Here is a 22,375-nt window from a genome sequence, read left to right as displayed (position 1 = left end):
GATGGTTCCGGAAACTCTGTACAACTGCTCGGTGGCGATCGACGGTCGCGGCTACGCGGGCCGGGCGACGAGCATGACGCCGCCGAAGCTGAAGCTCAAGACCGACGACTACCGCGCGGGCGGGATGGATGCGCCGTCCAAGATCGACCAAGGCATGGAAGCACTCGAAGCTTCGTTCGCCATGGCATCCATGGAATACGACGTGCTGAAGTATTTCGGCATCCTCGACGGCAACGCGTTCAGCGGCAATTTCCGTGCGGCCTTCAAGGACCACTACGGCAAGATCAAGTATGTCGGGGCGTTCTTTCGCGGCAAGCTGACCGAGGTGGATCCGGGCGAGTGGAAGCCGGGCGAGAAGGCCGAGACGAAATACACCATCGCCGTTGACTACTACCGGATGGAGATCGATGGCGCCGTGGTTCACGAGATCGACGTGTTCGCGTGCAAGCGCGTGGTCAACGGCGTCGACCAACTGGCCGAGGTGCGTAAGGCGCTCGGCATGTAGCTCGTTTGGTCGCGAGCAAAGTTACTTTTCACTCAACGGCGGGCCGATGGCTCGCCGTTTCTCTTTGAGGACACGATATGGACAAGGTTACCGTCACGCTGGCTTACCCGATCAAGCTGAACGGCGTCGAGTGCGACAAGTTCACGATGCGCCGCCCGAAGGTGCGCGACATGCGCGGCGCGCAGAAGCTTGCACCGAAAGACGAGGAGCAACAGGAGCTGATCCTGTTCGCCTCGCTCGCCGAGGTGTCGCCGGACGACATCGAGGAGATGGATATGGCCGACTACGCGCGCGTGCAGGACGCCTACTACTCCTTTCGATCCGTACGCCAAGACGGACGCCAAGACGCTGAAGGCACTGGCGAGGCGGCTCGCGCTTGAATTCGGCATGTCGCCTGCGTCGATCGACGACATGACGATCGACGACATGATCTGGTGGTTGACTGACTGAGGGGTGCGGACATGGCAAAGGATATCGCCCTGGGTATCGTGATCGGCGGCGCCGTGTCGGCGACGTTCGGCAAGGCGATCACGGATACGACGTCGAAGATCGACGGCATGAAGAAGCGGGCGAACGATGCTCGCCTCTGGCAGCGGCAGATCGGCGAGACGGTTCGCCTGCAGGAGGAGTTTCGGCGACTGCATGCCGCCGGGGATAGTGCGGCGGACGGCATCCGCCGCAAGCTGGACAGCAACCTGAAGTCGTTGCGCGATGCCGGGGTCGAGGTGAGCAAGCTCGATCGCGCGTATGCGCAACTCGGGCGCACCGCGCGCGGGCTCGATCTGAAGGCCGCCGGCTTCGAGCGCATGGAAGCCGGCAAGGAAGCCGGTCGCGGGGTGATCGGCGACGCGGTGAAGCTGTCGGCGGCGGTGGCCGTGCCCGCGACGATCGCCGCGAACTATCAGGCGATCATTCGCGACATCTCGATCAAGGCCGGCATCGCGCGCACGCAGCAAGAGGCGGCGATGGGCGTGCGCATCCGCAAGGATGCGGCGGACAACGGCATCGGCCGCAACGAGCTGGCCGACGCCATCAACCAGATGGTGGCGGGCGGCATGGACCTCGACCGGGCGCTCAACTTCGGACCGCTCGTCGCGAAGTTCGCGATCGGGCAGGGCGCGACGACGGTCGAGACGGCGAAGATGATCCAGGCGCTCCAGCAGAACGCGGAGATTGTCGATCCGCGCCAGATGGCCAAGGCGCTGGAGGCGATCGCTTACCTCGGCAAAGAAGGGTCGTTCGAGTCGGTCGACATGGCGCGGTGGTTCCCGGTGTTGCTCGCCGAAATGAAGAAGATCGGTATCACGGGGCAGGATTCCGTCACGCAGTTGGGCGCCATGCTCCAGGTGCAGATGAAGACGGCCGGCGGCGCCGACGAGGCGGCGAACAACCTCAAGAACTGGTTTTCGAAGATCGGTTCGGGAGAGACCGAGCGCAACTACGCGAAAGCCGGGGTCGACTACCAGGCGAAGATGCGCGAGGCGATCGGCAAGGGCTGGTCGACGCTGGAGGCGTCGTTCGTGCTGGCCCGTGCGTACATCGAGCGCGTGGATCCGGAGAAGGCGAAGCAACTGGCCGGCGCCGCTAAACAGTTCAATGCGGAGATGGATCCGGCGAAGCGGCAAGCGCAGATGGCCGCGTTCGCCGAGACGATGAAGACCGGCGATCTGTTCAACGACATGCAGGTCAAGGCGGCGCTGACGGCCTACATGCAGAACGCGGATCTGTACAACGAGCTGAAGACCAACGCGCAGAAGGCGAGCGGCGAGATCCAGAAGGATCTGGAAGCCCGCCGCGAGACGTCCAAACAGATCTGGAGCGAGGTCGGCCAGCAGTGGGATGACGCGATGCGCAGCATCGGCGATGCGTTGCGGCCGATCACGGATCTCGCGGGGCAGGCGGCCAAGGGGCTCGGTGGCACGGTGCGCGAAGCGGCGGACAAGGCGCCGGGTGTCACGGCGGCGGTGGTCGGCGTGGCGGGCGCTGCCGTCGCTTATCGCGGCGCAAAGGCACTTTGGAATATTGGGCGCGGTGTGTTCGACATCGCGCGCGGCACGGTGCTAGGCCGGGGCGGGGGCCGATCAGGCGGCCGTGGCGGCGGTGGAAAGGGTGGTGCGGCTGGCAAGGCGCTCGACGCGCTTGCTGGTGCTGCTGGCGGGGTGCAACGGGTGTTCGTCGTCAACATGCCGGGAGGGACAGGCGGGCTCGGCGGCGGTTTGGCGGATGTGCCGGCAGGTGGCGGTAAGGGACGTGCAGGTGGTCGCGGCGCCGCGCGTGGTGGCCGCATCGGTCGAGCCCTGCGCGCCGGCCGCTCGCTCTTCGGCAAGGTGGCGCCGTACGCCGGAAAGATCGCGCTGGCCGGAACGATCCTGAAGGTCGGCTTCGCGGCGAAAGACGCGTATGCCGTGGCATCGAGTACCGATACGCGGGAGCGGAAGGCAACGCAGTTCGCAGGCATCGCAGGAAGCCTTGCCGGGGGCTTCGCGGGCGCCAAGATCGGCGCCCTGGTCGGCGCCTTCGGCGGGCCAATCGGCGCGGCCGTAGGGGGCGTGATCGGCGGTGCGATCGGCACCTTCGCGGGGGACAAGGCACTGAGCGCGATTGCGCGCAAGGTGTTCGAGCATAAGTCGAGCGAGTCGCCCGCCAGCGCGGAGGCGGTGGCGAAAGCGGCGGCGGCAGGCGCCGGCGAGGGTGCCCCGCCGCGAGCTGGCCCGCGCGTCGAGCAGACGAACACGTTCGCCCCCGTCTTTCACGTCCGCGTGGAAAGCAACGAGGCGGACGCGGCCGAGAAATTCCTGGCGCGGGTCAGTCCGATGTTGACGCAGATGATGGCCGAGCAACAGAGGAAGACGACTAACTTTTCGGCGATGTTCGATGCGCCGCATCTATGAGGGTAAGGCATGGAGCTGATCAGACAGATCACGTCGGCCGCGACGCAGGCGAGTGTCGCCTCGGAGCGCGTCCGGCAAATGGTGCGCGTAGCCGACCGCAACCGCGCAGCGAGCGCGACGACGGTCGAGACGTTGCAGAAGCTCGCGACCGGCAATCTCAGCAGCGCGGCCGAGCTGCTGACCGGCGCCAAGAGCGCGATGTCGGTCGCGGGCGATCTGTTCCCGCAAGTCGGGAGCGTGATGCGCAGCTTCAACGCGACGCAGGCCTCGGTCGGCTCGATCCTGAAGATGGCGGACAGTTCGAGCTTCCCGCTCGTGCGCTCGGCCGCCAACAGCGTCAAATCGGCGCTTGGCGGGGCGGTGAATCAGTTCTCGAGCTTGGTCGGCATCAAGGACTCGGCGGTGGCCGATGCGGTCAAGGCGACGGGGCTGAGTTCGTTGCTGCCGGGGCTGGCCGATGGCGCGACGTCGAGCACGCCGCACCTGATGACGATGGCGGCCGACGACGGCAGCGCATTCCATTTCAACCTGTCGACGGCGGCGTTCGAGAAGCTGCGGCGAGCGACGCGATACCGGGTGGCCACGCAGGAGCGTTTGAACCGGCAAGAGGCGCTGCAGCCGGTCAGCGAGGGCGGCGAGACGATCACCTTGTCGGGCGTGGTTTTCCCTGCGCTCGGCGCCGGCACGACGCAGATCAGTAAGCTGCGCTCGATCGGCAGCCGTATGAAGCCGGTGCGCCTGACGACGGGCAGTGGCGACGTGCTCGGCCGCTGGCTGCTGCAGACGATCGAGGAAGAGCAGGACGCCATGCTGGCCGACGGCCTGCCCCGCAAGCAATCCTTCACTGTGGAGTTTGGCCGCTATGGCGAAGATTTTAAGAACGTCTGAGGGCGACGTGCTCGATACCTTGTGCTATCGGGTGTACGGGACACTGCAGGGGACGGTCGAGGCGGTCTACGAGGCGAACCCTGGCCTTGCCGCGAGGCCGCAGCCGTTTGCCTCGGGCGTCGAGATCGTCATGCCGGATATCGAGGCGCCGCGTGACGAAACCGTGTCGCTCTGGACATAGCGAGGCACGATGGAAGCGATCTTTCAAATTATCGCGAACGGCGACGACGTCACGAAGGTGATTCAGGACCGGGTGATGGAGATCCGGACCGTCGACAAACCTGGCCTGGATGCGGACGAATGCACGATCACGCTCGACGATCGCGACGGCCGGATCCGATTCCCGCCCAAGGGCGCGACGGTCAAGGTGTCGCTGGGATGGGAGGGGCAAGGGCTGTCGATGCTGGGCGAGTATGCCGTCGACGAGGTGGGGCTGCGTGGGCCGCCGGCCAGCGTGGTGTTTCGCGGCAAGCCGGCGAACATGCGGGCGACGTCGAAGACGCAGCGGTATGGGAGCTGGTCGAACGTGCGGCTGGCCGACATCGTCGGCGATGTCGCGCGACGCAATAAGTGGTCAGCCGCGTGCGACGTCGACGTGGTGGTGCCTCGCGTCGACCAGTTCGGCGAAAGCGACCTGCATTTCGTGACGCGGCTCGCCCGGCAGTATGGCGCGACGGCGACGGTCAAGGCCGGCAAGCTGATCGTGCTGCCCCGAGGCGGCGGCAAGAGCGCGAGCGGCAAGCCGTTGCCGGTGGTGACCCTGACGCCCGAGCTGCTGCTCGACTACGACATCAACTTTCCCGATCGCGCGAGCTTCGCAGCGGTCCGCACCAAGGTCCACGATCGCAAGACGGGGAAGAAGATCGACCTGACGATTCCCAATCCGGATGCGCCGCAAGGGGCGTCCGCGGTCCATACCGAGCGCCATGCATTTGCCAGTCCGCAGGCGGCGAAGGCGGCGGCCACGTCGAGGCTTGAAACGCTCAACCGGCACACGTCGACGAGCCGCCTCACGATGCGCGGCCGGGCCGATCTGTCTGCCGAAAAGACGATCGCGCTGAAAGGATTCAAGGAAGGCGTGGACGGGGAGTTTCTGATCGAGGCGGTCGAGCACACGTTCGCCTCGCGGGGCTGGATCACGGTGGTGACATTGAATGGAGGGAACAAGGGCAAGGCGAAGGTCGGGCACAAGAAGAAGTCGGGCAAGAAAATCGATCTGGTGGTGCCGGCGCCGACGTAACGCGCCACACGAGAACGATGCAGGCCGCTCACGGGCAACCGGAGCGGCCTTTCTTTTTTCAACGGGGGTGGGATGGGTGACGAGAAGCAGGAGGGGCTGGCGGTACAGATCGCCACGCTCACGCAGCAGATGCGATCGGTCGCGGCGAGCGTCGAGGACATCAAGCGATCGGTGCAGCCGTTCGCGGATCTCGATCGCGGATTTGCCGAGATGCGCGTGCGCGCGGAATCGGTGCGCGAGGACGTCGGGCTGCTGTGGGCGCGGTCGCAGGCCGAGGAGCGTGCGCGCCTCGACCAAGCCGGCGATATCGCCGAGGTGGACCGGAAGGTCGACGCGATGAGGAACCGGGCGACGGGCGCGGTCTGGGTGCTCGGCATCGGCCTCGGGGCGGTGCAAGCCTTCGTCGTCGGCTCGATCGTCTGGGTCTTCACGCACGTCAACGAGGCGGACGTGCTCAATCGACTGCAACAGCAGCGTATCGAAACGCTGGAACTGGCCATTGGCCGAGGGGGAAAGCCATGAATGTCACGGCGAAGATCGACGCGCTGATCGGGCGCGAAGGCGGTTTCTCGAACGATCCGAACGATCGCGGGAACTGGTATCTCGGGAAGCTGGAGGGGACGATGTGGGGCGTGACGGCCGCCGAGGCGCGGGCAAACGGTTACCTCGGCGCGATGAAGGATATGCCGCGCGCGACGGCCGTCGCGATCTACGCGTCGCGCTATTGGTCGCGACCGAAGTTCGACCAGATCGACGCGATCTCGACGACGCTGGCGGAGAAGCTGTTCGATATCGGCGTGAATGCCGGGCCGGCAACCGGAGTGAAGTTCATGCAGCGGGCGCTCAACGTGCTGAACCAGGGCGGCAAGGCGTTCCCGGACATCGCGGCGGACGGCGGTATCGGCCCGATGACCCTCGCGGCGCTGCAGGCGTTCCTGCAGCAGCGGGGGGCGGATGGCCATCGTGTTCTGTACGGCATGATCGCCGCGCAGCAGTCGGTGTTCTACATCGAGCTGGCCGAGCGCCATCCGGAGAACGAGGCGTTCGAGTATGGCTGGCAACTCAACCGTGCGCTGGGGGTGTGAGCATGCTCGACATTCTGAAAACGGTGGCGCCGTGGCTCGTCACGGCATTGACGGGTGGCGTGCCGGGCGTCGCGGCCATGGCCGCCTCGGCGATCGCTGACCGGCTGGGCCTGGGCGATGGGTCGGTCGAGGCGGTGACGTCCGCGCTGTCCGGCCAGTCGATGACGCCCGAGCAACTGCTCGCGCTCAAGCAGGCCGACGCGGACTTCGAGCTGAAGATGCGGCAGGCCGGCTTCGCGCATGCGGAGAATCTGGCTGGGATTCAAGTGCAGGCCGACAAGATCGCGGCCGACGATCGCGCGAGCGCCCGGCAGTATGCGGCGTCCGAGCACGATCACACGGCTCGCAACCTGGCCTACATGTACACGGTGGCGCTGTTCGTGGTGATCGGGCTGGAGTTCTATCTGGCGATCGGCGAGATCCGGATGCCCGATGTCGTGAAGAGCACGCTCGACACGCTGCTCGGCGTGCTGATCACGATGGTGATCGGCTCGAAGGAGTATTTCTTCGGCTCGTCGTCGCGGGCGGATAAGCAGACGGCGGAGATCACGCGCTTCGCGGTGTCGCCGGACATTACCGTCAGCGCGGACGTGGTGCGAGGAGGGGAGGCGGAAAAGTCACTTTGATCGCGCGTAAGCGCTGAGGAAGAACAGGGCGGCCGGTTGACGTGGTGGAACACGTCGGCCGGCCGCCTTTCCACTGAGAGTGCCAGTGAATTAGCCAAGGCCCTGTTACCTACCGGTAGGCGGGCCGGATTCTACACCAAGTTTAAAAAAGGCTTTCACCATGGCGGAACCCATCATTCCCTGGCTCGGCGGCAAGCGCCGTCTGGCAGACATCCTGATTCCCCGTTTCCCTGCGCACGAGTGCTACGTCGAGGTGTTCGCGGGCGGGGCGGCGTTGTACTTCCTTCGGCCGCCGGCCAAGGTCGAGGTGATCAACGACATCAACGGGGAACTGATCAACCTGTATCGGGTGGTGCAGCACCATCTGGAGGAGTTTGTACGCCAGTTCAAATGGGCGCTGACGAGCCGGCAGGTGTTCGAATGGCTCAAGCAGACGGTCCCGGAAAGTCTCACCGATATCCAGCGCGCGGCGAGGTTCTATTACCTGCAGAAAAGTTGCTTTGGCGGCAAGTTGGAGGGGCAGACGTTCGGCACGAAGACGCTCGCTCCTCCCGGCCTGAACCTGCTTCGGCTGGAGGAGGATCTGTCAGCAGCGCATCTGCGGCTCGCCAGCGCGTTTATCGAGCGCCTGGATTGGGCCGAGTGCATCGATCGATACGATCGTCCGCATACGCTGTTCTACTTGGATCCGCCGTATCTCGACACCGCCGGTTATGGCGTTGCGTTTCCGTTCGAGCAATACGAGAGGATGGCCGAGCGCCTACGGACGCTCAAGGGCCGGGCGATCGTGAGCCTGAATGATCACCCGGAGATCCGGCAGGTGTTCGACGGATTCCATATCGAGACGGTGCCGATCCAGTACACAGTGGGCCTGGAGGCCGCGAGCCGCCATGAGGTGATCATTTCGAGCTGGGATGTCGGCGCCGAGCCGGCTGGGTTGTTCTAAAGCGTGGCGCGAGCGGGCAGCCCGCTCGCGCGATGTCGTTACGCCTGGGCTCGACGGGTTCGAGCGCGGCAGATTGCGACGTTCGCGATCCAGACGAGCAGGCCGCAAATGATGATTGACGCGATCAGTATGGCCAGCATGCCGAGCGCCGGCAGGTCATCAGGGTTCGCAAAGTCTTCGCGGCCGGTTATGTGCAGCAGCACGCGCAGCGCGTGGTTCATCCACTCTGGCATGTTCCCAGTTTGGCTGATGGTGAGCGTTCCGAGCATCCACCCCCCGGCCAGCGTGACAGCGACGCTCAGTGCTAGCAGTCCGATCTTCTTCATTTTACGTCAACCGTCCCATATGCCTTCAACGTCGAACCCGGCACCGGCAGGTTGGCGCCGTTCTTCCTGAGATATTCGGCGAGGCGATCGAATGTCGTCGGGTTCGTGATGAGTAAGTCATCGTACGAACCTGCCACCCACCAGTCTGTTAGGCCGCCCCAGCGGATGTCCGCTTCTGTCCCTGACGAACAGAAGCGTTCAACCTGCCTTTGCAATTGAGCTTGGAAGGCTAGGTCATCATAGATTCTGGCGCGGAGATATGATCAACTCTCGCCTACTACTGAGATGAAGACACATTCTGAGCTTGAGCTGATGATAACTGATCGGGGATGTCCGCCACCAGATGAGCAAATTGAACGAGAGCCAGTGGTTTCGCCGGGAAAGTTAGTGTTTATATCAGAGATTGTTGTTTGAAGGCCTTGCTTGTGGATACGTAGTGCTGTATGAAAATGCAGGTGCCGAACCTCAGTGGAGGTCATTATGTCTGGCTATATCTTTGTTTCACCAGGATCCGACCCTGGAATGGGCCATCCATTGACTGACCCGATTTTGCGAGCGGGTGTACGTCCGACGATGGGAACGTGTCGACCGGACTTGCGGCGCCTTGTCCAACTAGGCGGGGAGATATTCGTGATAAGCGGGAGCATGGGGAAGCCGGTCAAACAATATGTCGTTGGCGGTTTTGAGGTTGACAGCAAGTTGGAAAGCCAACTCGCGGCATATGAGCAATTTCCGGAGAACCGGTTGAAGTTTGATGATAGCGGCCGGCGCCAAGGTAACATTATCGTGACGGCAGATGGTGAGCACGATCCCCGTGACGCCCATACTAACTTCGACCGCCGGATTCGCCACTATCTCATTGGGACCAACCCCGTGGTTCTGGAGACTACGGAAGAGGTAGCGTTGGGGCGCGAGCATTCGCTGAGAATCTTGGCGGAGATATTCGATCGGCCCCACGCACGGAGTGTTCGAGAAATTGTTGGCCGGATGCGGAAGCTATCCGACGCGCAAGCCGACCGGCTTCGCAGCGCTTTGCTGGAACTGAAAAGCGAGGTCCGATAGTGCTCAACATCGCAGAGCACCTTCGCAGTCGGCATCTGAGTTGGGAGACGGTTGCTGAGAGCGCCGGCATTTCTACTGCACGACTACATGACGTAGCGGGCGGAGCCGATGCGTCTTTGGGCGAAATGCGTCGAATTGCAAAGGCGTTACGAGTGCCGATTTCAGCGGTCATAGAAGAAGGCACTGCGGACCCCATCAAATTATTGTTCCGGCAGACCATCGGGCAGCGGGCCACGGATCTATCGTCGTCGGTTGAGATACTGGCGGCCCAAATTCAAGACGCTTTGTCGATTGCGAGAGATCTTCCCGTGAATACGGGGTGGTTAGAAACGTTTCGCGGAATGCATGTCTCGCTGGACTCCGCTGAACGCTTTGCTGTTCTGTTTCGCAGTGAGTTTGCCGGTCTTGGTGACACGGAGCCTTTTCTCACGTTACCAAGCGTCTTAGAGAGCTTGAAGGTGTACGTGCTGTATGCTCGAGACGCGAATATCGAGGGTGTATCCGCAATTGTCGATGGCTATGCATTCATCATTGTGGGCGCCAGGACGTTCAAGCCGCGGATGTTTTTCACCATTGCCCACGAACTCGGACACCTCGTAGCACATCATTCGCGTCGAGATACTGGCTATGTCAATCTTGATGGGGAGCGAGACGTCGGTAATATCGACCACGCTCCTCGCCGCGCGGAGGAGCGGTTTGCAGATGCATTTGCATCCAGTCTAGTGCTGCCTCGACACGGCGTGTTGCAGGCATTGTCTACTATTCGCGAGAGCTTCGGTGCGAGTGGGCCGCTAGGTGATGTGGAAATCCTGTCGCTCGCGCGATTCTATGGTGTGAGCTTTGAGGTTGCGGCACGTCGATGTGAGCAGTTGGATTTTTTGCCTCCGCACGGGGCACGCGCGCTGTATCAGAAACTTGTCGATGCGTTTGGTAATCCGGAACGGCGCGCTGGCAGTTTGGGGCTTGCTGCACGAGAGGACTCCGAGATCTCCACGTCTCAAAGTTTGCTTGAGGCTGCTGGACGCCGGATAAGAGCTGGTACTCTTTCGCTTGGGCGCGCCGCTGAATTGCTCAACGTACCCGCATCAACACTGTTTGCTGTCAATGCGAGTGCCCCCGAGTGATAATCATATTGGACGCGTCCACATTGATTAATCTCGCGAACGGTGGGGTGTTGAACGTTGTCCTGAGTTTGCCGGGCGCGCACTTCCTTGTGAGCAGCGTTGTCCGTAGTGAGTCGAAGTCAGTTGTCGGTGCAGTCGATACTGTGATTTCGGACGGCATTCTCGGCGTCGTGGATGATGACCTAATCTCGATACGAACATTTCGTGCTGCGCAGGAGAGGCTAGGGCTTGGCGCCGGCGAGACGGAGTGTATTTTGGCGGCCGAGCAGATGGGCTGCGTCTTAGCGTGTGATGATCTGGCTGCTCGATCTGCCGCAAAGAAGGTATTGGGAACTGGACAGGTACGCGGCAGTATTGGGCTACTCAGGATGGCGGTCGAGGCAAACATCTTGAATCGTGAAGCAGCATATATCGCCTATCAATTGATGCGTGATCGTGGTGGATATCTGCCTGATTTGTCCGCAGATTACTTCTGAAGGCTCGATCATATTGTTTCTGGCCTTAGTCCTAAGGGATCGTTGCGAAGGGGATTCGGGGATGTCTCCGACAGAGACAACCTCACGGCAGCAAATGGATTTCCAATCGTCTTCCTGGTACGCGTGGCGGCTTGAAACCACTTTCCGCACGATGCGCACTCATGGTTGAGATGGGGTGTGTACGCGAGTTCCGATGTGTCAAAGTGTGGTGTCCGGCAATGCGGACAGTTCAATGCGAGAACGCGTCCCTCAAGGTGCGGCATCGCTTTCTGTGCCATAAAATAGCGTACGTTCTCAGCATCCACAATGATCCCGTCAATGATTACCTTAGCGTAGGTGTTGTCGATGACTGGAAAGTCATCTCCGGATTTTGCAAAGCAATGTAGGTGTATGCCGGTCTCTTCTGGATGGGGGGAAGTCCATACAATCGCTGGGTTCGATCCCCATATTTGTATCCCGCCGGCATAATCGCGTTGGCGGACGCTAATTGTTCGTGGCGCCTTCACTGATCGCCGCTTCTGGACTTCGAATGCTCGATTTAGTGCGGACAAGGGATTGCCAATCCCGGTGACTGCATCGGGGAACTGGAAGCCGCACCCATGACATTGGTGGCGGCGATGGGGATGGACCGCGAACCAGTCCCTGTCCAAATGCGCAAAGCCACAGTGCGTGCACAAGATGAGGCGGGTAGTAAAAGCAAATACGCTGGAGATCATGTAGTTAATAGCGTCGACCTCGTCAACTTCAAGCCACTCCTCCGATATGAGGTCGGTGGCAAGTCGTAGGCGCAGCTTTCGGTAGGTCCAGTCGATTTCCTTCATGTCGCCTTGTGTACGTCTGGCATGCACATGAATACCTCGATCGGTCGGACAGCGTGTCGTGTCATAGACGGCCGGGACGGATCCCCATAGAGCGACCCCCCCGGGGAAATGTGATAGATCAAGGTCCAACGTGGCGGATTTAGGGATGGGGCGATCATTTGCGGCAACGCACATAGGCGCCGGCAGGCCATATTTCGCGGTCGCATTTGCATGATGTGCGACACACCAGTAGCGATAACCACCGTCGCGGCGCTTGCCGACTTGAATGATTTTGCACTTCACGGTTTTTCCTCTCATCGAGGTAACGGTTGCAGGCACTCACATAGCGTGCCTGCTAATTTGACCTGGGAAAAGTTGCTTTGGCATCCCGAGTTTACCAGCGGCCCGAAGGGATCCGCTCGAAGTTCGCTATTCGGCTGTCGGCAATGCTGAGCGCCAGCTATCGCTCAACTGCTGCCTTCCGTCCGTCGCGCAAGTCTGTCATTCGTTCGGTTGGCCCACGTCCGAAATCTGCCGGATCCACAAGGTGATGCGTGCCCCGCCTGGCTAAAATTGACGCCGTTCTGAAAGGCCCAAGAGGAATAGTACTCAGCAGTGGAGAGGCCTTTCAGTACTCGCGACAGAGGGCGCTCCCCCCGGCAGTTGCCCGGCGATTTTCGCGCATGCGATTCAAACAGATAGTCGTTATCGGTCGACGTGAGCAGCTTGAAATTTTTTCAGAAAACGCCTGACAGGCGTCAACACGATGAAATGGTCGTTGCATTAATAAACAATATTCGGTCGACTCGCCAATTCAAGTCGACCGAATTTAAAAATTCGTGGTCATGCAAAAACGTTCGAGATCCCTCTCTCGGTAAACCAAGTGCCGATAAGCTTAAATGTGTCCGTATTCTTTAGGAGTGGCTTTGCGCCGATACGAAGTGCGCTTTCCAAGAGCTCGCCACAGTACGAAAGTCCTGAGCGCCCAAACCCTTTCTTAAAGTAGAGTGCCACAACTTCGAGTATATCGTGTCCGCGACAAAACAATAGATCGTGAGCAAGATGGTTCATGATGAGCGGATCATTTATTTTTTCTTTAATTTTATTGTAGGATTCGCTAAGTATATTGCCTGATTTCTGAGCTCCTCTAAGGTGAGTGACTAATTTTTCCGGATCTGTGGCGTTGCTTTTCGGGGCGTGAAATTTATCGAAATCGAGGGTCTTGAAGTTGATTCCCTTTTTGTTGATTTCGGACCAAATTCTTATAATTGCGACGGTGCGGGCGACTTTAATCGCTTCGTCCATAAAGTCATCAATTTTTTTCCATTTGCGATTAAAATTTTGATTTGCATATTCGCCAATCATATGGAATTTTGCTTGCGTACTTAGCATGACGCACTCTATATCTCGCAAATGTGTATATATGATGTTTGCGGATGACTTTAGGCCGCCGTTTGCCGCTTTGTAGTCCCTGTCGGCAAATCCAAGGATGTGTGGAAGGTTCGCTGGGTCGGTCAATAGATCATACTTCTCAACAACCGCTTCGACAGCATTGCAGTTTCCGGCGGGAATGATTTTTATATCTTTGATAAAAATTCCCTCCAAAAGACGGGCGTCTGTATTGCCTTCGACATAAACAATAGCGGCTGCACCCGACTGAGCGAGCATGGCTGCTTCTGTCAAAAGATCATCCGCACTGGGCGAAAGCCATTCGTCAGTTTGCATGTCTGTCGTCATTCTCCGACACCCCCGTCAAGGCCGACTGCCAAGTCTCTCCTGCCATTAATAATCTGGGGGGAGTGAGTTGCAATTACAAATTGGTGCCCGCGACTTTCTGCAATCTGTTGCAGATCATCAAGAAATTGTCTTTGCCATTCGACATGAAGAGAAATTTCAGGCTCATCAATCAAATATAACTGTTTATCCTTCCCGGAGAATATAAGCTCATAAAGCATGACAAGTTGATGCTTTTCTCCGCTGGATAGCTCACTCGGTTTGAGTGGGGTGTCGGCTCCATCTGTCGATCGAATAGAAAATCCATCGTGGCGGTTGATTGAGAATTTTTTACGTCGAAATTTTTTGGAAAGCAATTTCGTGACTAACTGAATCTTTACGTAAAGATCATCAAAGACGTCAAGTTTTTCGTTAACGTCGGAAAGATAAAGGGTTAATACTCGTTTGTGGGTTGGGTTAAGTTTGATTTTTGGCAATATCAGACTATCGCTGCTTTCTTGTAATCCAACGGCTTCGAGTGCAGCTATTCTTGACTGCAGTGCGATATATGCGTTTCGTAAGTCATGTTCGGAGCCGGCTTTAACGCTTCCCTCTAGAATTCGATGGGGAAAGGTTTTTTCTTTTCGCTGGAATTGAATTGCGGACTCGGTGATCTTGGCGTTGATGCGGTCCTTAATGTCATTCGATAGGACGTTCACCAGTTCTTTTACCGTCGGGCGTTCTTCGGGATCACCAAGGTTTCGAAAATCAAATAGTCGTTGAGTCCGGACGACACCTACAGGCACCTTATTAGTGAGATCGAAGTACCACTTCGGAATCTCCATGGTGAGCGGATCCGAGTAGGTCTCGATGACTTCCGGGAGCGTGAGTACCTCTCCAGTATGTTTATTTCGCCAGGTGCGCGGGTTTAAACGGTACAAAAATGGAAACGCTTTCTCGACCATGGATGGCCGGTGAAGAAATCGTGTCCGGATTTCATCAAGTGAGTCGAGATTTAGGACGTTAGTCTTCTTTCCGATAATTGCCTGACCGCGCTTTAAGGCCACTTGCAATTCCACTTGTTCTTGGTCGGTCGCCGATTGCTCGGATGTTGAAATTGACGCATCAATTTTTTTGGGGGTGACAGAGCGCACTACGCGCCGAACAATGAGAGTCGAGTTATCTGAAAAATCCAACTCGGCGGAGGAGAATTCGATCTTTACAAGGTCTGAAAGCTTATTTTTAAGAATTGTCTCTACTATTAAAAGCGTTGTGGTCTTTCCGCATCCATTGGGGCCGTGCACAAAGGTAACCCCGCCCTTAAGTTCTACGTTGTGATTTAAGCTTCCGAATAATTCGTTAATTCTGAAGCCAATTAAAGTCAGTGTTTTATCCATTTTTCTTCTCAATTGTATTGCGCAATTTACTTGCAAACCCCACTTTTTAATCTGGTCGTTCGGGTGATGATACTAGTCAGACAAAAGGGCGTGTGCAAGAGAAATTTTACACTATGTTGCAACTATGCTTTCGGAAGCGTTTACGGTTCTGAATCGACCGTCTCTAGATCGCTGATGTAGAGACTTAGCATGCTCCCAACGACCGTGCAAAAACGTGCGAGTTGCTCTAACAAACGGTTGGAGTACCCTTCAAATTTCCATTGAAAGGACATAGGCTCGCTCGGCAGAAATGAATCGGTAGCGGCCCGTCGCTGAAAGGGGAGGCGTAGGGCTTGGTGCAGTTTTGTGCTATGGGCCTTGTCAGATGAGCTAGTGGCGCTACTGTATCACCGGCGTTACAGTTGTAGATGGTGTGATGGGATGCGTGTTCATGTGCACGTGGAAAGTTGCTTTGGGCCGCGAGTTTGCCAGCGCCTGAAACGAGCGACTGGAAGTCCGGGCTAGCCGCCTGTGAACGGCAGCCGGTGGGCATATCTATCGCTCGACATAGTGGGCAAGATTGCTGACAATTGAGCGCTCGCCATATCTCATCCGCGACAATGGAACAGCTGAAAGTTGTATTGGATAACTACCTATCTTCACGCGCACTAAACAGTAGGGCATTCGCTCCTAGCACACCGGAGCAGCACGCGATAGCCGTTGAAATCCCAACTTTCTTCGCAAGCGCAGTAGCTGCCCTCGGTTTCAATCTCGACCACTACAAGATCGAGGGGTCTTACGGCGCAGGGAATATGTCGATGTGCCCATGGGTTGGGGTCTTCGATAAACGCATCACCTCCACGGCTCAGCAAGGGTATTACATCGTCCTACTTTTCGCTGAGGATATGAAGTCCTGCTGCCTCTCGCTCAATCAGGGATTCACGTCCTATACGCAAGTCTATGCCGCTAATCGAATTGCGAGACGCAAGGCAGGCGAGACTGCGCGAAGAGCACTTGACTACATAGATAGTCCAGTTCATGCAGTGCGAGGGAAAATTGACCTTGCAGCGTCTGGAGGTCTTGGGCGCGGCTACGAGGATTGCGCGATTCTTTCCTTCCGATACATTGCGTCAAATCTTCCGTCATTTCAGCAGATCATAGATGATCTGCATGTGTTGCTGACCGCATACTCAAAGCTCTACGAGAAATGCGGAGTAGGTCTGCATGAGCTTATGCCTGCAACGGAGTCGGATTTTCAGGAGGATGCAAACGAAGCAGCGCGCCGAGCGTCCGAAATTGGCACAGAGTCCATCGAGACCGACGGACCTGAGCCAGTACCACCTGCTCCGATGCCGATTGTTGGATCCAGCCCGCGGTATAAGCGCAACCCTCGCAAATCGGCGTCTGCGTTTAGAGCCGCAGGCTTTAAATGCGAAGTTGACTCGTCACACATCACTTTCACTTCGCGTAGCACCAGCAACCAGTACGTGGAAGCGCATCACCTGGTTCCGATGAAACATCAGAGGGATTCGTCTTATAGCCTGGATGTCAAAGCAAACATCATCGCTTTGTGTCCAACGTGTCATCGTCTATTGCATTACGGGCATGCAAAGGACAAAAAGCAGATTCTTCTGGCACTTTTTGCTAAGAGAAGGGATGCACTTGTCAGTAAAGGTATTGACGTAACCTTTCCGCTACTCACTGCTATGTACTCCGGCGATATAAGCGATGATGATTAATCACATCTATTGATATCGGCAAGTGAACGACGGCTGTGATCAAGAGCTGACAGTACTTGCTGAACCTAGAGGTATCAAACGGCATGAATGATGACGGTGACGATCAGAAGCACATTTGCTTTCAGTGTACCGCAGAGTCCTACCTTTCAACGGCAATCGAGAAGGACGGCAAGCCTGAGGAGTGCGCCTACTGTGGGCAGATGCGGGTCTGCATTTCCATCGAGGAATTGGCGGACCGTATAGAGTCTGCTTTCGACGATCATTACATCTGCACACCCAATCAGCCGACCTCATGGCAGCAATGCCTACTGTCGGATCGCGAGTCTGACTACGAGTGGGAGCGCGAAGGCCAACCGGTGCTTGACGCTATCGAAGAGGCTGCTGTTATTCCTCGGGAAGCTGCGGAGGACGTCCTTGAAATTCTCGATGACCGGCACGGCGACTTCGATGCAATGACCATGGGCGAGGAGACTGAGTTCTCATCCGACACGTATTACGAGGAGAAAAGCGCAAGCGCTCAGGGCTGGCATGACGAGTGGCGAAATTTTGAGCGATCCCTCAAGACTGAGGCCCGATTTTTCAGCCGTTCTGCCTCAGAACTTCTCGCGCGGATATTCGGGAGCATTGACGTGCTCAAGACCAGGCCGCGTCATCCGCTTGCCGTGAGTGCCGGTCCCACCCGCAGGCTCACTCACCTATATCGCGCCCGCGTTTTTCAATCTGAAGACAAGCTCGAAGAGGCACTGTGTCGTCCCGACATGCATCTAGGGTCGCCTCCGACTCAGTTTGCCAACTCAGGCCGGATGAACGCGCGCGGTATCTCGGTTTTCTATGGAGCCACTAGTGCATCCGTGGCACTGGCCGAAGTGCGCCCTCCGGTGGGGTGCAAGGTTGTCGTCGCGAAGTTCGCTATCACGCGCCCCTTGCGCCTTCTCGACCTCACCGCCCTTGATGATGTCCAAGACGGGGGCAGCATTTTCGATCCATCTCTGAAGGGCCGCCTCGAACGCGTTGCCTTTCTTCGGTCCCTTGGACTACTCATGACGCGCGCAGTGATGCCGAATGACGAGGCCTTCGATTACCTTGCGACGCAGGCCATTGCTGACTTTCTTGCTACCGAGAACGAGCCGAGGTTCGACGGCATCATTTTTCGTTCAGCACAATCTAAGCGGGGGAGCAATGTCGTGCTCTTTCACAAAGCAGCGCGTGTGGAAGCCATTGAACTTCCCAAGGGTGCCGAGATCGACGTGCATACTGGCTATGGAACCGAGGATGGATGGGAGATTGACTACGGGGTGAGCGAAGTCGTACCGAAGGCGAAACTACCCGGGCAGAAAGATGCAATGGACAGCCTAACCGGCTCTGTTCCGCATTTAGGCCTTTCCTACGGCGGTGATGACGACTATCGCGAGACTGCTTTGCGCGTCGATCTTGCCTCGGTGGAGGTGCATCACGTGAACTCAGTTAAGGTTTACAGCACCCGGTTTGCCGTGAGTCGCCACCGCCTAGAGAAGCGAGAACCTGAGTTCTAAGCTGGGGACAGGGCTGGTAGATCAGACTCTTTATCAAGCCACAAATTCCTCCGGCAGTTTTAGTCCCAAACCCATTTGCGCGTTCGTTTGTCCGCACCAGATGTTCGTTGCAATCTGCGGACCACGGCCGCTGAGAAGCAGACGTCGACAACCGAAATCCAAATGACTGCAATGGAGTCTATAACGGCCCGTCGTGGAAAGGGCTGGCGTAGGTCTCGGCGTAGGTTTGTGTGCAGGGCCTTGTCAAATAATGCACTGATACTGCTGCATCATGGGCGTGTGGTTGGTCGTGACGTCGGTGGATTGCGTGCTCATTTGGCCGGGAGAAGTTGCTTTAGCGGGGGAGTTTACCAGTGGGCCGGGGAAGGGGCGCGGAGTTGGTCTTTTGGCCGGGTGGCGGGGGTGAGTGAGAGCGTTGGCGAGTTGATCGTGCTGCCTCGAGGCGGCGGCTACGTCGGTGCCGGAAACGCATACCCGGCACACGTCGACGAGCCGCCTGACGATGCGCGGCCGGGCCGATCTGTCCGCCGAAAAGGCGATACAGACCGCCACGCTCACGCAGCAGATGCGATCGGTGCAGCCGTTCGCGGATCTCGATCGCGGATTCGCCGAGATGCGCGTGCGCTCGGAATCGGTACGCGAGGACGTGAGGCTGCTGTGGACGCGGTCGCAAGCCGAGGAGCGTGATCGCGGAATCGTTCGTCGGCCGAGCGGCCGGGCTGGGTCAGCCAAGCTCGTGTCGCCGGCTTCTCGTGGAAATTCGGCGCGTACGCTTCGATTCTGAGAAAAGCAGCCACGTTCTCGTCGGACTGGATGTCAAACCGACGAGCGGCGAGGTACGCACGCTGGTGACGGCTACCTCGAGACATTCGACAGTCGCCCGGGAATGGTCGACAATCGACAGCCCGGCCTGGTCGGCCCTGTCACAGTTCTGGAGCCTGTAGCAACGGTTAGCGCCAGGCATCGCAGTACGGATGAAAGCAATCCAAAATCAAATCAAGAAAAGATGAATCCTGTGTACACAGATCGGCTTGTCATTCGCCGGCCAAGCCAAGAAGACCTGCATGCTTTTTTAGCCTATCGGAACGCCCATGAGAACATGCGCCTGCAGCCGATTGAGCGGATGCCTCATGCCGAGGCGCTGACGTTTCTGGCGAAACAGGCCGAGCTTACCCCTGATGCCGACAATTGCTGGCTCATGTTCGCCATGGAACTGAGGGAGAGCAGGGGCATGATCGGAGAGGTCGGAATGTATATCGAATCTGGCAGCAAGCAGACTTGTGATATCGGTTGGTCGCTAAATCGGGCTTTTTGTGGTCAAGGTTATGCGACCGAAGCGGCAAAATGGCTAATCGAGTTCGCTTTCAGAGAGAGCGTCGCTTGCATCGCATCACCTCGAACGCAAGTACACAAAATACTGAATCCATCCGCTTGATGGAGCGTTTGGGCATGCGTCGTGAAGGGACGACGCGCGAAAGCATGCTTGTACACGGTGTGTGGCATGACGAGCATCGGTACGCGATGCTCAGCAGGGAATGGCACGGATAACGCTAGTCATGCACTATCCAGCCGAAGCATCCATCTCTTCTAAGAGACGGTTTCATAAAGGCTGCTCGACGCGCCGAAGGGTATTCCAGCAGATCAGGCAGCAACCGAGTTTGAGGAACGCGCCGTGAATGTCCGCACGTCGCTCGAAACGAATACGGAGGCGACGGAAGTGATGCAGCCAAGCATGCGTGCGTTCAACGACCCAGCGATATTTGCCAAGGCCGCTGCCGTGTTCGGTACGGCGCCTGGCGATCACCGGCTCAATACCGCGATTGCGCAACGCTCGTCGATGTCGCTCGGAGTCGTATCCTCGATCGGCGTAGACCACACGCGGTCTTTGCAGCGGGTGGCCTCGCAGTCCGCGAATCGGCGCAATCGCGTCAATCAGCGGCAGCAATTGCGTGACATCGTTGACGTTCGCGCCGGTCAGGATCGCGGCAAGCGGCGTGCCGTTGGCGTCGGTGACGATGTGGTGCTTGGAACCGGGTCGCGCGCGATCGGTTGGGTTTGGCCCAGTTTTTGGCCCGCCCCAACTGCGCGAATCGATGATGAATCGACAGCGGCTCGCGAGAAGTCGATTTGGTCTGCTGCGCGCAGCTTCGCGAGCAGCAGCTCGTGCAAACGGTCCCACACACCGGCAGCCTGCCAATCGCGTAGCCGTCGCCAACATGTCACGCCCGAGCCGCAACCCATCTCGGCAGGCAGATCGCGCCAGCGCAGTCCGGTCTTGAGAACGAACAAGATGCCGGTCAGCGCGGCGCGATTCGAAACCGGCAGGCGGCCCGGGTTCTTCTTGCGCCGTGGCTTGGATGGCGGCAGTAACGGCTCGATCAGTGTCCACAACTCGTCGTCGATGATTGGCTTGCCCATCTCCTCGTCTCGGTTGTTCCGATGCCTGAGGTTAACAGCTCGCCGCGAAAGTTAACAGCCCCTCGGGCCCTTTTTGAAACCGTCTCTAAGGGACGATGACACTGGCGAGTGTCCGGTCTACAGAAAGTGGAATGGCAATGTCGGGCAGGCCGCTCACGATAACCGGAGCGGCCTTTCTTTTTTAAGCGAGGAGGAATGGATGACGAGAAGCAGGAGTGGCCGGCGGTACAGATCGCCACGCTCACGCAGCAGATGCGATCGGCCGCGTCGAGCGTAGAGGACATCAAGCGCTCGGTGCAACCGTTCGCACATCTCGCTCGTGGGTTCGCCGAGATGTGCGTGCGCGCGGAATCGGTGCGCGATGACGTGGAGCTGCAGTGGACGTGATCGCACGCCGAGGGGAGCATGGCCGACACCGTGGTCTCGCGCCGATCATCGCGACCGGCTCCCTTTTAGGGACGAACCACGGTCAACCTGAACGGGCCACTATTCGCAGCGGCGTGTGAAATCGCTTCGTTAACCTGATCGATCGCGAATTCTTCCACCGCAAAATGATCGAGATCGAGCTGGCCTCCGCGCACCATGCCCACCATCGTTTGCACGGCCTCGGGTTCATACATCCATTGCCCTTTTATCGTGATGAGGTTGCGCATGATCCATGGATAGGGAAGGGCAAGGTCGTTCCCGCCCAGCATGCCGACTCCGCCCATCAAGACGGCGCGCCCGTACGGACGTACGGTCATGATGGCTGTTCGCGCGACAGCGGCGTCCGCCGAGGGCGGCAGAAAATCCAGGACGGCATCGATTGGGGCGCCTGCCGCAGCCTGTATCGACGCGATGTCCCGCGCTTCATTGCCTGAAAGTCGGACGGGTACGACACGTGGCCCGAAGCGGCATTTCAAATCCGCGAGCACGGCTTCGTTCCTGCCCGGTGCAATCACTTGGCGCGCACCCATTGCCAGTGCGGTCAACACCGAGGCACTGCCGAAATTTCCCGTCGCCCCACTCACGAGCAGCGTTTCCCCGGCCTTCAAGTCCATCGCCAGGAGGCCGCCATAGGCGATGAGCAAGGTATTGAGCGCACACCAGCGACCTGCCTCCGCAGGATCGATATCGCCGATCCGGATCGCATTCTCCGTTGGCACGCGGATACACTCGGCGAATCCACCATCCCGGTGAAATTTCTGAAGCGCCTGGCCACCCTCTCCGCGCGCGCTCCAGCCCTGGAGAACGATGTCGGGCATCAACGCATCGTCTCTCGAACGGACGGTGGGATCGCAGAACACCCAGTCACCTGGTTTGAGCCGGGTCGCGTCGGGTCCTGTTTCGCGGACGCGGCCGATCGCGCCGCAACCGGGGATCACGGGCGTCGGGAGCAAATATTTTCGCGCGCCGCTGAAGACTTCATTCGCGTAAGACAGGATCGGCGCGGCGACCACCTCGACAAGTACCTCTCCCGTGCCGATTGCCGGTACCGGTGCCGTCGTGACTGTAAGCGGTTTCCCAAAAGACTCGAGTACGGCTGCCTTCATTTTGGCTCTCCTTTGGTGCTGTTCCATCGCAGCATAAGCGGCCGCTTATCAGCATAAAAGAAGGTAGTATCATCCTAGTCTTGCTGAAGGCTAGGA

The 22,375-nt window shown here is 58.4% G+C and carries 24 protein-coding genes; 18 read left to right on the top strand and 6 right to left on the bottom strand.

Annotation, left to right across the window (positions count from 1 at the left end):
- Position 1 precedes the first annotated feature (1 nt).
- From BM43_RS17755 to BM43_RS17710, 10 genes are all read left to right on the top strand, one after another.
- A complete protein-coding gene (locus BM43_RS17755; RefSeq protein WP_013697850.1) occupies positions 2 to 505 on the top strand; it encodes a phage major tail tube protein in 504 nt (167 codons plus the stop codon).
- 77 nt (positions 506 to 582) lie between these two features.
- A complete protein-coding gene (locus BM43_RS17750; RefSeq protein ID WP_036050123.1) occupies positions 583 to 885 on the top strand; it encodes a phage tail assembly protein in 303 nt (100 codons plus the stop codon).
- Positions 886 to 966: 81 nt separating this feature from the next.
- Entirely contained in the window at positions 967 to 3,396 is a 2,430-nt protein-coding gene (locus tag BM43_RS17745) for a phage tail tape measure protein (protein ID WP_036050125.1), read from the top strand.
- 9 nt (positions 3,397 to 3,405) lie between these two features.
- Positions 3,406 to 4,284: a phage tail protein gene (locus BM43_RS17740; protein WP_036050127.1), complete on the top strand. Its 879-nt coding sequence runs from the start codon at positions 3,406 to 3,408 to the stop codon at positions 4,282 to 4,284.
- Entirely contained in the window at positions 4,259 to 4,465 is a 207-nt protein-coding gene (locus tag BM43_RS17735) for a tail protein X (RefSeq protein WP_013698666.1), read from the top strand. Before BM43_RS17740 ends, BM43_RS17735 begins: the two co-directional genes overlap by 26 nt.
- Positions 4,466 to 4,474: 9 nt before the next feature.
- The gene (locus BM43_RS17730; protein WP_036050129.1) at positions 4,475 to 5,524 is read left to right on the top strand and encodes a phage late control D family protein; all 1,050 of its coding nucleotides are present in this window, start codon (positions 4,475 to 4,477) and stop codon (positions 5,522 to 5,524) included.
- 72 nt (positions 5,525 to 5,596) lie between these two features.
- Positions 5,597 to 6,046 (top strand): hypothetical protein, encoded by a 450-nt coding sequence (locus BM43_RS17725; protein WP_017918170.1) that lies wholly within the window; start codon positions 5,597 to 5,599, stop codon positions 6,044 to 6,046.
- Positions 6,043 to 6,609 carry a glycoside hydrolase family 108 protein gene (locus BM43_RS17720; RefSeq protein ID WP_036050130.1) on the top strand — a complete coding sequence of 189 codons (567 nt, stop codon included), beginning with the start codon at positions 6,043 to 6,045 and terminating at the stop codon, positions 6,607 to 6,609. Before BM43_RS17725 ends, BM43_RS17720 begins: the two co-directional genes overlap by 4 nt.
- A gap of 2 nt (positions 6,610 to 6,611) precedes the next feature.
- The gene (locus BM43_RS17715) at positions 6,612 to 7,235 is read left to right on the top strand and encodes a hypothetical protein (RefSeq protein WP_036050133.1); all 624 of its coding nucleotides are present in this window, start codon (positions 6,612 to 6,614) and stop codon (positions 7,233 to 7,235) included.
- Between the two features lie 160 nt (positions 7,236 to 7,395).
- Positions 7,396 to 8,181, top strand: a complete 786-nt coding sequence (locus BM43_RS17710) for a DNA adenine methylase (protein WP_036050134.1) — start codon at positions 7,396 to 7,398, stop codon at positions 8,179 to 8,181.
- A gap of 38 nt (positions 8,182 to 8,219) precedes the next feature.
- On the opposite strand, the gene BM43_RS17705 is transcribed toward BM43_RS17710, so the two are convergent.
- Positions 8,220 to 8,507: a hypothetical protein gene (locus tag BM43_RS17705; protein ID WP_036050136.1), complete on the bottom strand. Its 288-nt coding sequence runs from the start codon at positions 8,505 to 8,507 to the stop codon at positions 8,220 to 8,222.
- Positions 8,508 to 9,152: 645 nt separating this feature from the next.
- On the opposite strand from BM43_RS17705, the gene BM43_RS17700 reads away from it, so the two are divergent.
- The 3 genes from BM43_RS17700 to BM43_RS40565 are packed head-to-tail and all read left to right on the top strand — an operon-like array spanning position 9,153 to position 11,169.
- Positions 9,153 to 9,569, top strand: a complete 417-nt coding sequence (locus tag BM43_RS17700; RefSeq protein WP_120513474.1) for a hypothetical protein — start codon at positions 9,153 to 9,155, stop codon at positions 9,567 to 9,569.
- Positions 9,569 to 10,693: an ImmA/IrrE family metallo-endopeptidase gene (locus BM43_RS39065; protein ID WP_144417676.1), complete on the top strand. Its 1,125-nt coding sequence runs from the start codon at positions 9,569 to 9,571 to the stop codon at positions 10,691 to 10,693. The genes BM43_RS17700 and BM43_RS39065 overlap by 1 nt, the downstream gene beginning before the upstream one ends.
- Positions 10,690 to 11,169 carry a PIN domain-containing protein gene (locus BM43_RS40565; RefSeq protein ID WP_111946545.1) on the top strand — a complete coding sequence of 160 codons (480 nt, stop codon included), beginning with the start codon at positions 10,690 to 10,692 and terminating at the stop codon, positions 11,167 to 11,169. Before BM43_RS39065 ends, BM43_RS40565 begins: the two co-directional genes overlap by 4 nt.
- An 8-nt stretch (positions 11,170 to 11,177) precedes the next feature.
- Here the strand turns inward: BM43_RS40565 and BM43_RS17695 are convergent, their stop codons facing one another.
- From BM43_RS17695 to BM43_RS39055, 3 genes are all read right to left on the bottom strand, one after another.
- Positions 11,178 to 12,272 carry a hypothetical protein gene (locus BM43_RS17695; protein WP_236717796.1) on the bottom strand — a complete coding sequence of 365 codons (1,095 nt, stop codon included), beginning with the start codon at positions 12,270 to 12,272 and terminating at the stop codon, positions 11,178 to 11,180.
- Positions 12,273 to 12,812: 540 nt separating this feature from the next.
- Positions 12,813 to 13,694: a DUF4435 domain-containing protein gene (locus tag BM43_RS39060; protein ID WP_157693215.1), complete on the bottom strand. Its 882-nt coding sequence runs from the start codon at positions 13,692 to 13,694 to the stop codon at positions 12,813 to 12,815.
- An 8-nt stretch (positions 13,695 to 13,702) separates the two neighbouring features.
- Positions 13,703 to 15,079: an AAA family ATPase gene (locus BM43_RS39055; protein ID WP_080742222.1), complete on the bottom strand. Its 1,377-nt coding sequence runs from the start codon at positions 15,077 to 15,079 to the stop codon at positions 13,703 to 13,705.
- A gap of 599 nt (positions 15,080 to 15,678) precedes the next feature.
- Between BM43_RS39055 and BM43_RS39050 the strand changes: the two genes are divergently transcribed.
- The 4 genes from BM43_RS39050 (at position 15,679) to BM43_RS39040 (ending at position 19,764) form a co-directional block, all read left to right on the top strand.
- Entirely contained in the window at positions 15,679 to 16,797 is a 1,119-nt protein-coding gene (locus BM43_RS39050; RefSeq protein ID WP_080742221.1) for an MrcB family domain-containing protein, read from the top strand.
- A 56-nt stretch (positions 16,798 to 16,853) separates the two neighbouring features.
- Positions 16,854 to 18,329: an RES family NAD+ phosphorylase gene (locus BM43_RS17690; protein ID WP_230676260.1), complete on the top strand. Its 1,476-nt coding sequence runs from the start codon at positions 16,854 to 16,856 to the stop codon at positions 18,327 to 18,329.
- 457 nt (positions 18,330 to 18,786) lie between these two features.
- Positions 18,787 to 19,113 carry a hypothetical protein gene (locus BM43_RS41370; protein WP_080959724.1) on the top strand — a complete coding sequence of 109 codons (327 nt, stop codon included), beginning with the start codon at positions 18,787 to 18,789 and terminating at the stop codon, positions 19,111 to 19,113.
- A 102-nt stretch (positions 19,114 to 19,215) separates the two neighbouring features.
- Positions 19,216 to 19,764: a GNAT family N-acetyltransferase gene (locus BM43_RS39040; protein WP_080742219.1), complete on the top strand. Its 549-nt coding sequence runs from the start codon at positions 19,216 to 19,218 to the stop codon at positions 19,762 to 19,764.
- 165 nt (positions 19,765 to 19,929) lie between these two features.
- Here BM43_RS39040 and BM43_RS39035 read toward each other — a convergent pair.
- A protein-coding gene (locus BM43_RS39035) for an IS5 family transposase (protein WP_088555423.1) occupies positions 19,930 to 20,747 on the bottom strand; the annotation gives its coding sequence in 2 pieces (ribosomal slippage) (positions 19,930 to 20,399 and positions 20,399 to 20,747; 819 coding nt in all).
- Positions 20,748 to 20,942: 195 nt separating this feature from the next.
- On the opposite strand from BM43_RS39035, the gene BM43_RS17685 reads away from it, so the two are divergent.
- Positions 20,943 to 21,134, top strand: a complete 192-nt coding sequence (locus tag BM43_RS17685; protein WP_036050148.1) for a hypothetical protein — start codon at positions 20,943 to 20,945, stop codon at positions 21,132 to 21,134.
- 65 nt (positions 21,135 to 21,199) lie between these two features.
- Here the strand turns inward: BM43_RS17685 and BM43_RS17680 are convergent, their stop codons facing one another.
- The gene (locus BM43_RS17680; RefSeq protein ID WP_036050149.1) at positions 21,200 to 22,279 is read right to left on the bottom strand and encodes an alcohol dehydrogenase catalytic domain-containing protein; all 1,080 of its coding nucleotides are present in this window, start codon (positions 22,277 to 22,279) and stop codon (positions 21,200 to 21,202) included.
- Between the last annotated feature and the right edge of the window lie 96 nt (positions 22,280 to 22,375).

Source organism: Burkholderia gladioli (genome assembly GCF_000959725.1).
Lineage (GTDB): Bacteria > Pseudomonadota > Gammaproteobacteria > Burkholderiales > Burkholderiaceae > Burkholderia > Burkholderia gladioli.
Note: the sequence above shows the minus strand (reverse complement) of the source record. Positions and strands in the feature narration are given on the sequence as shown.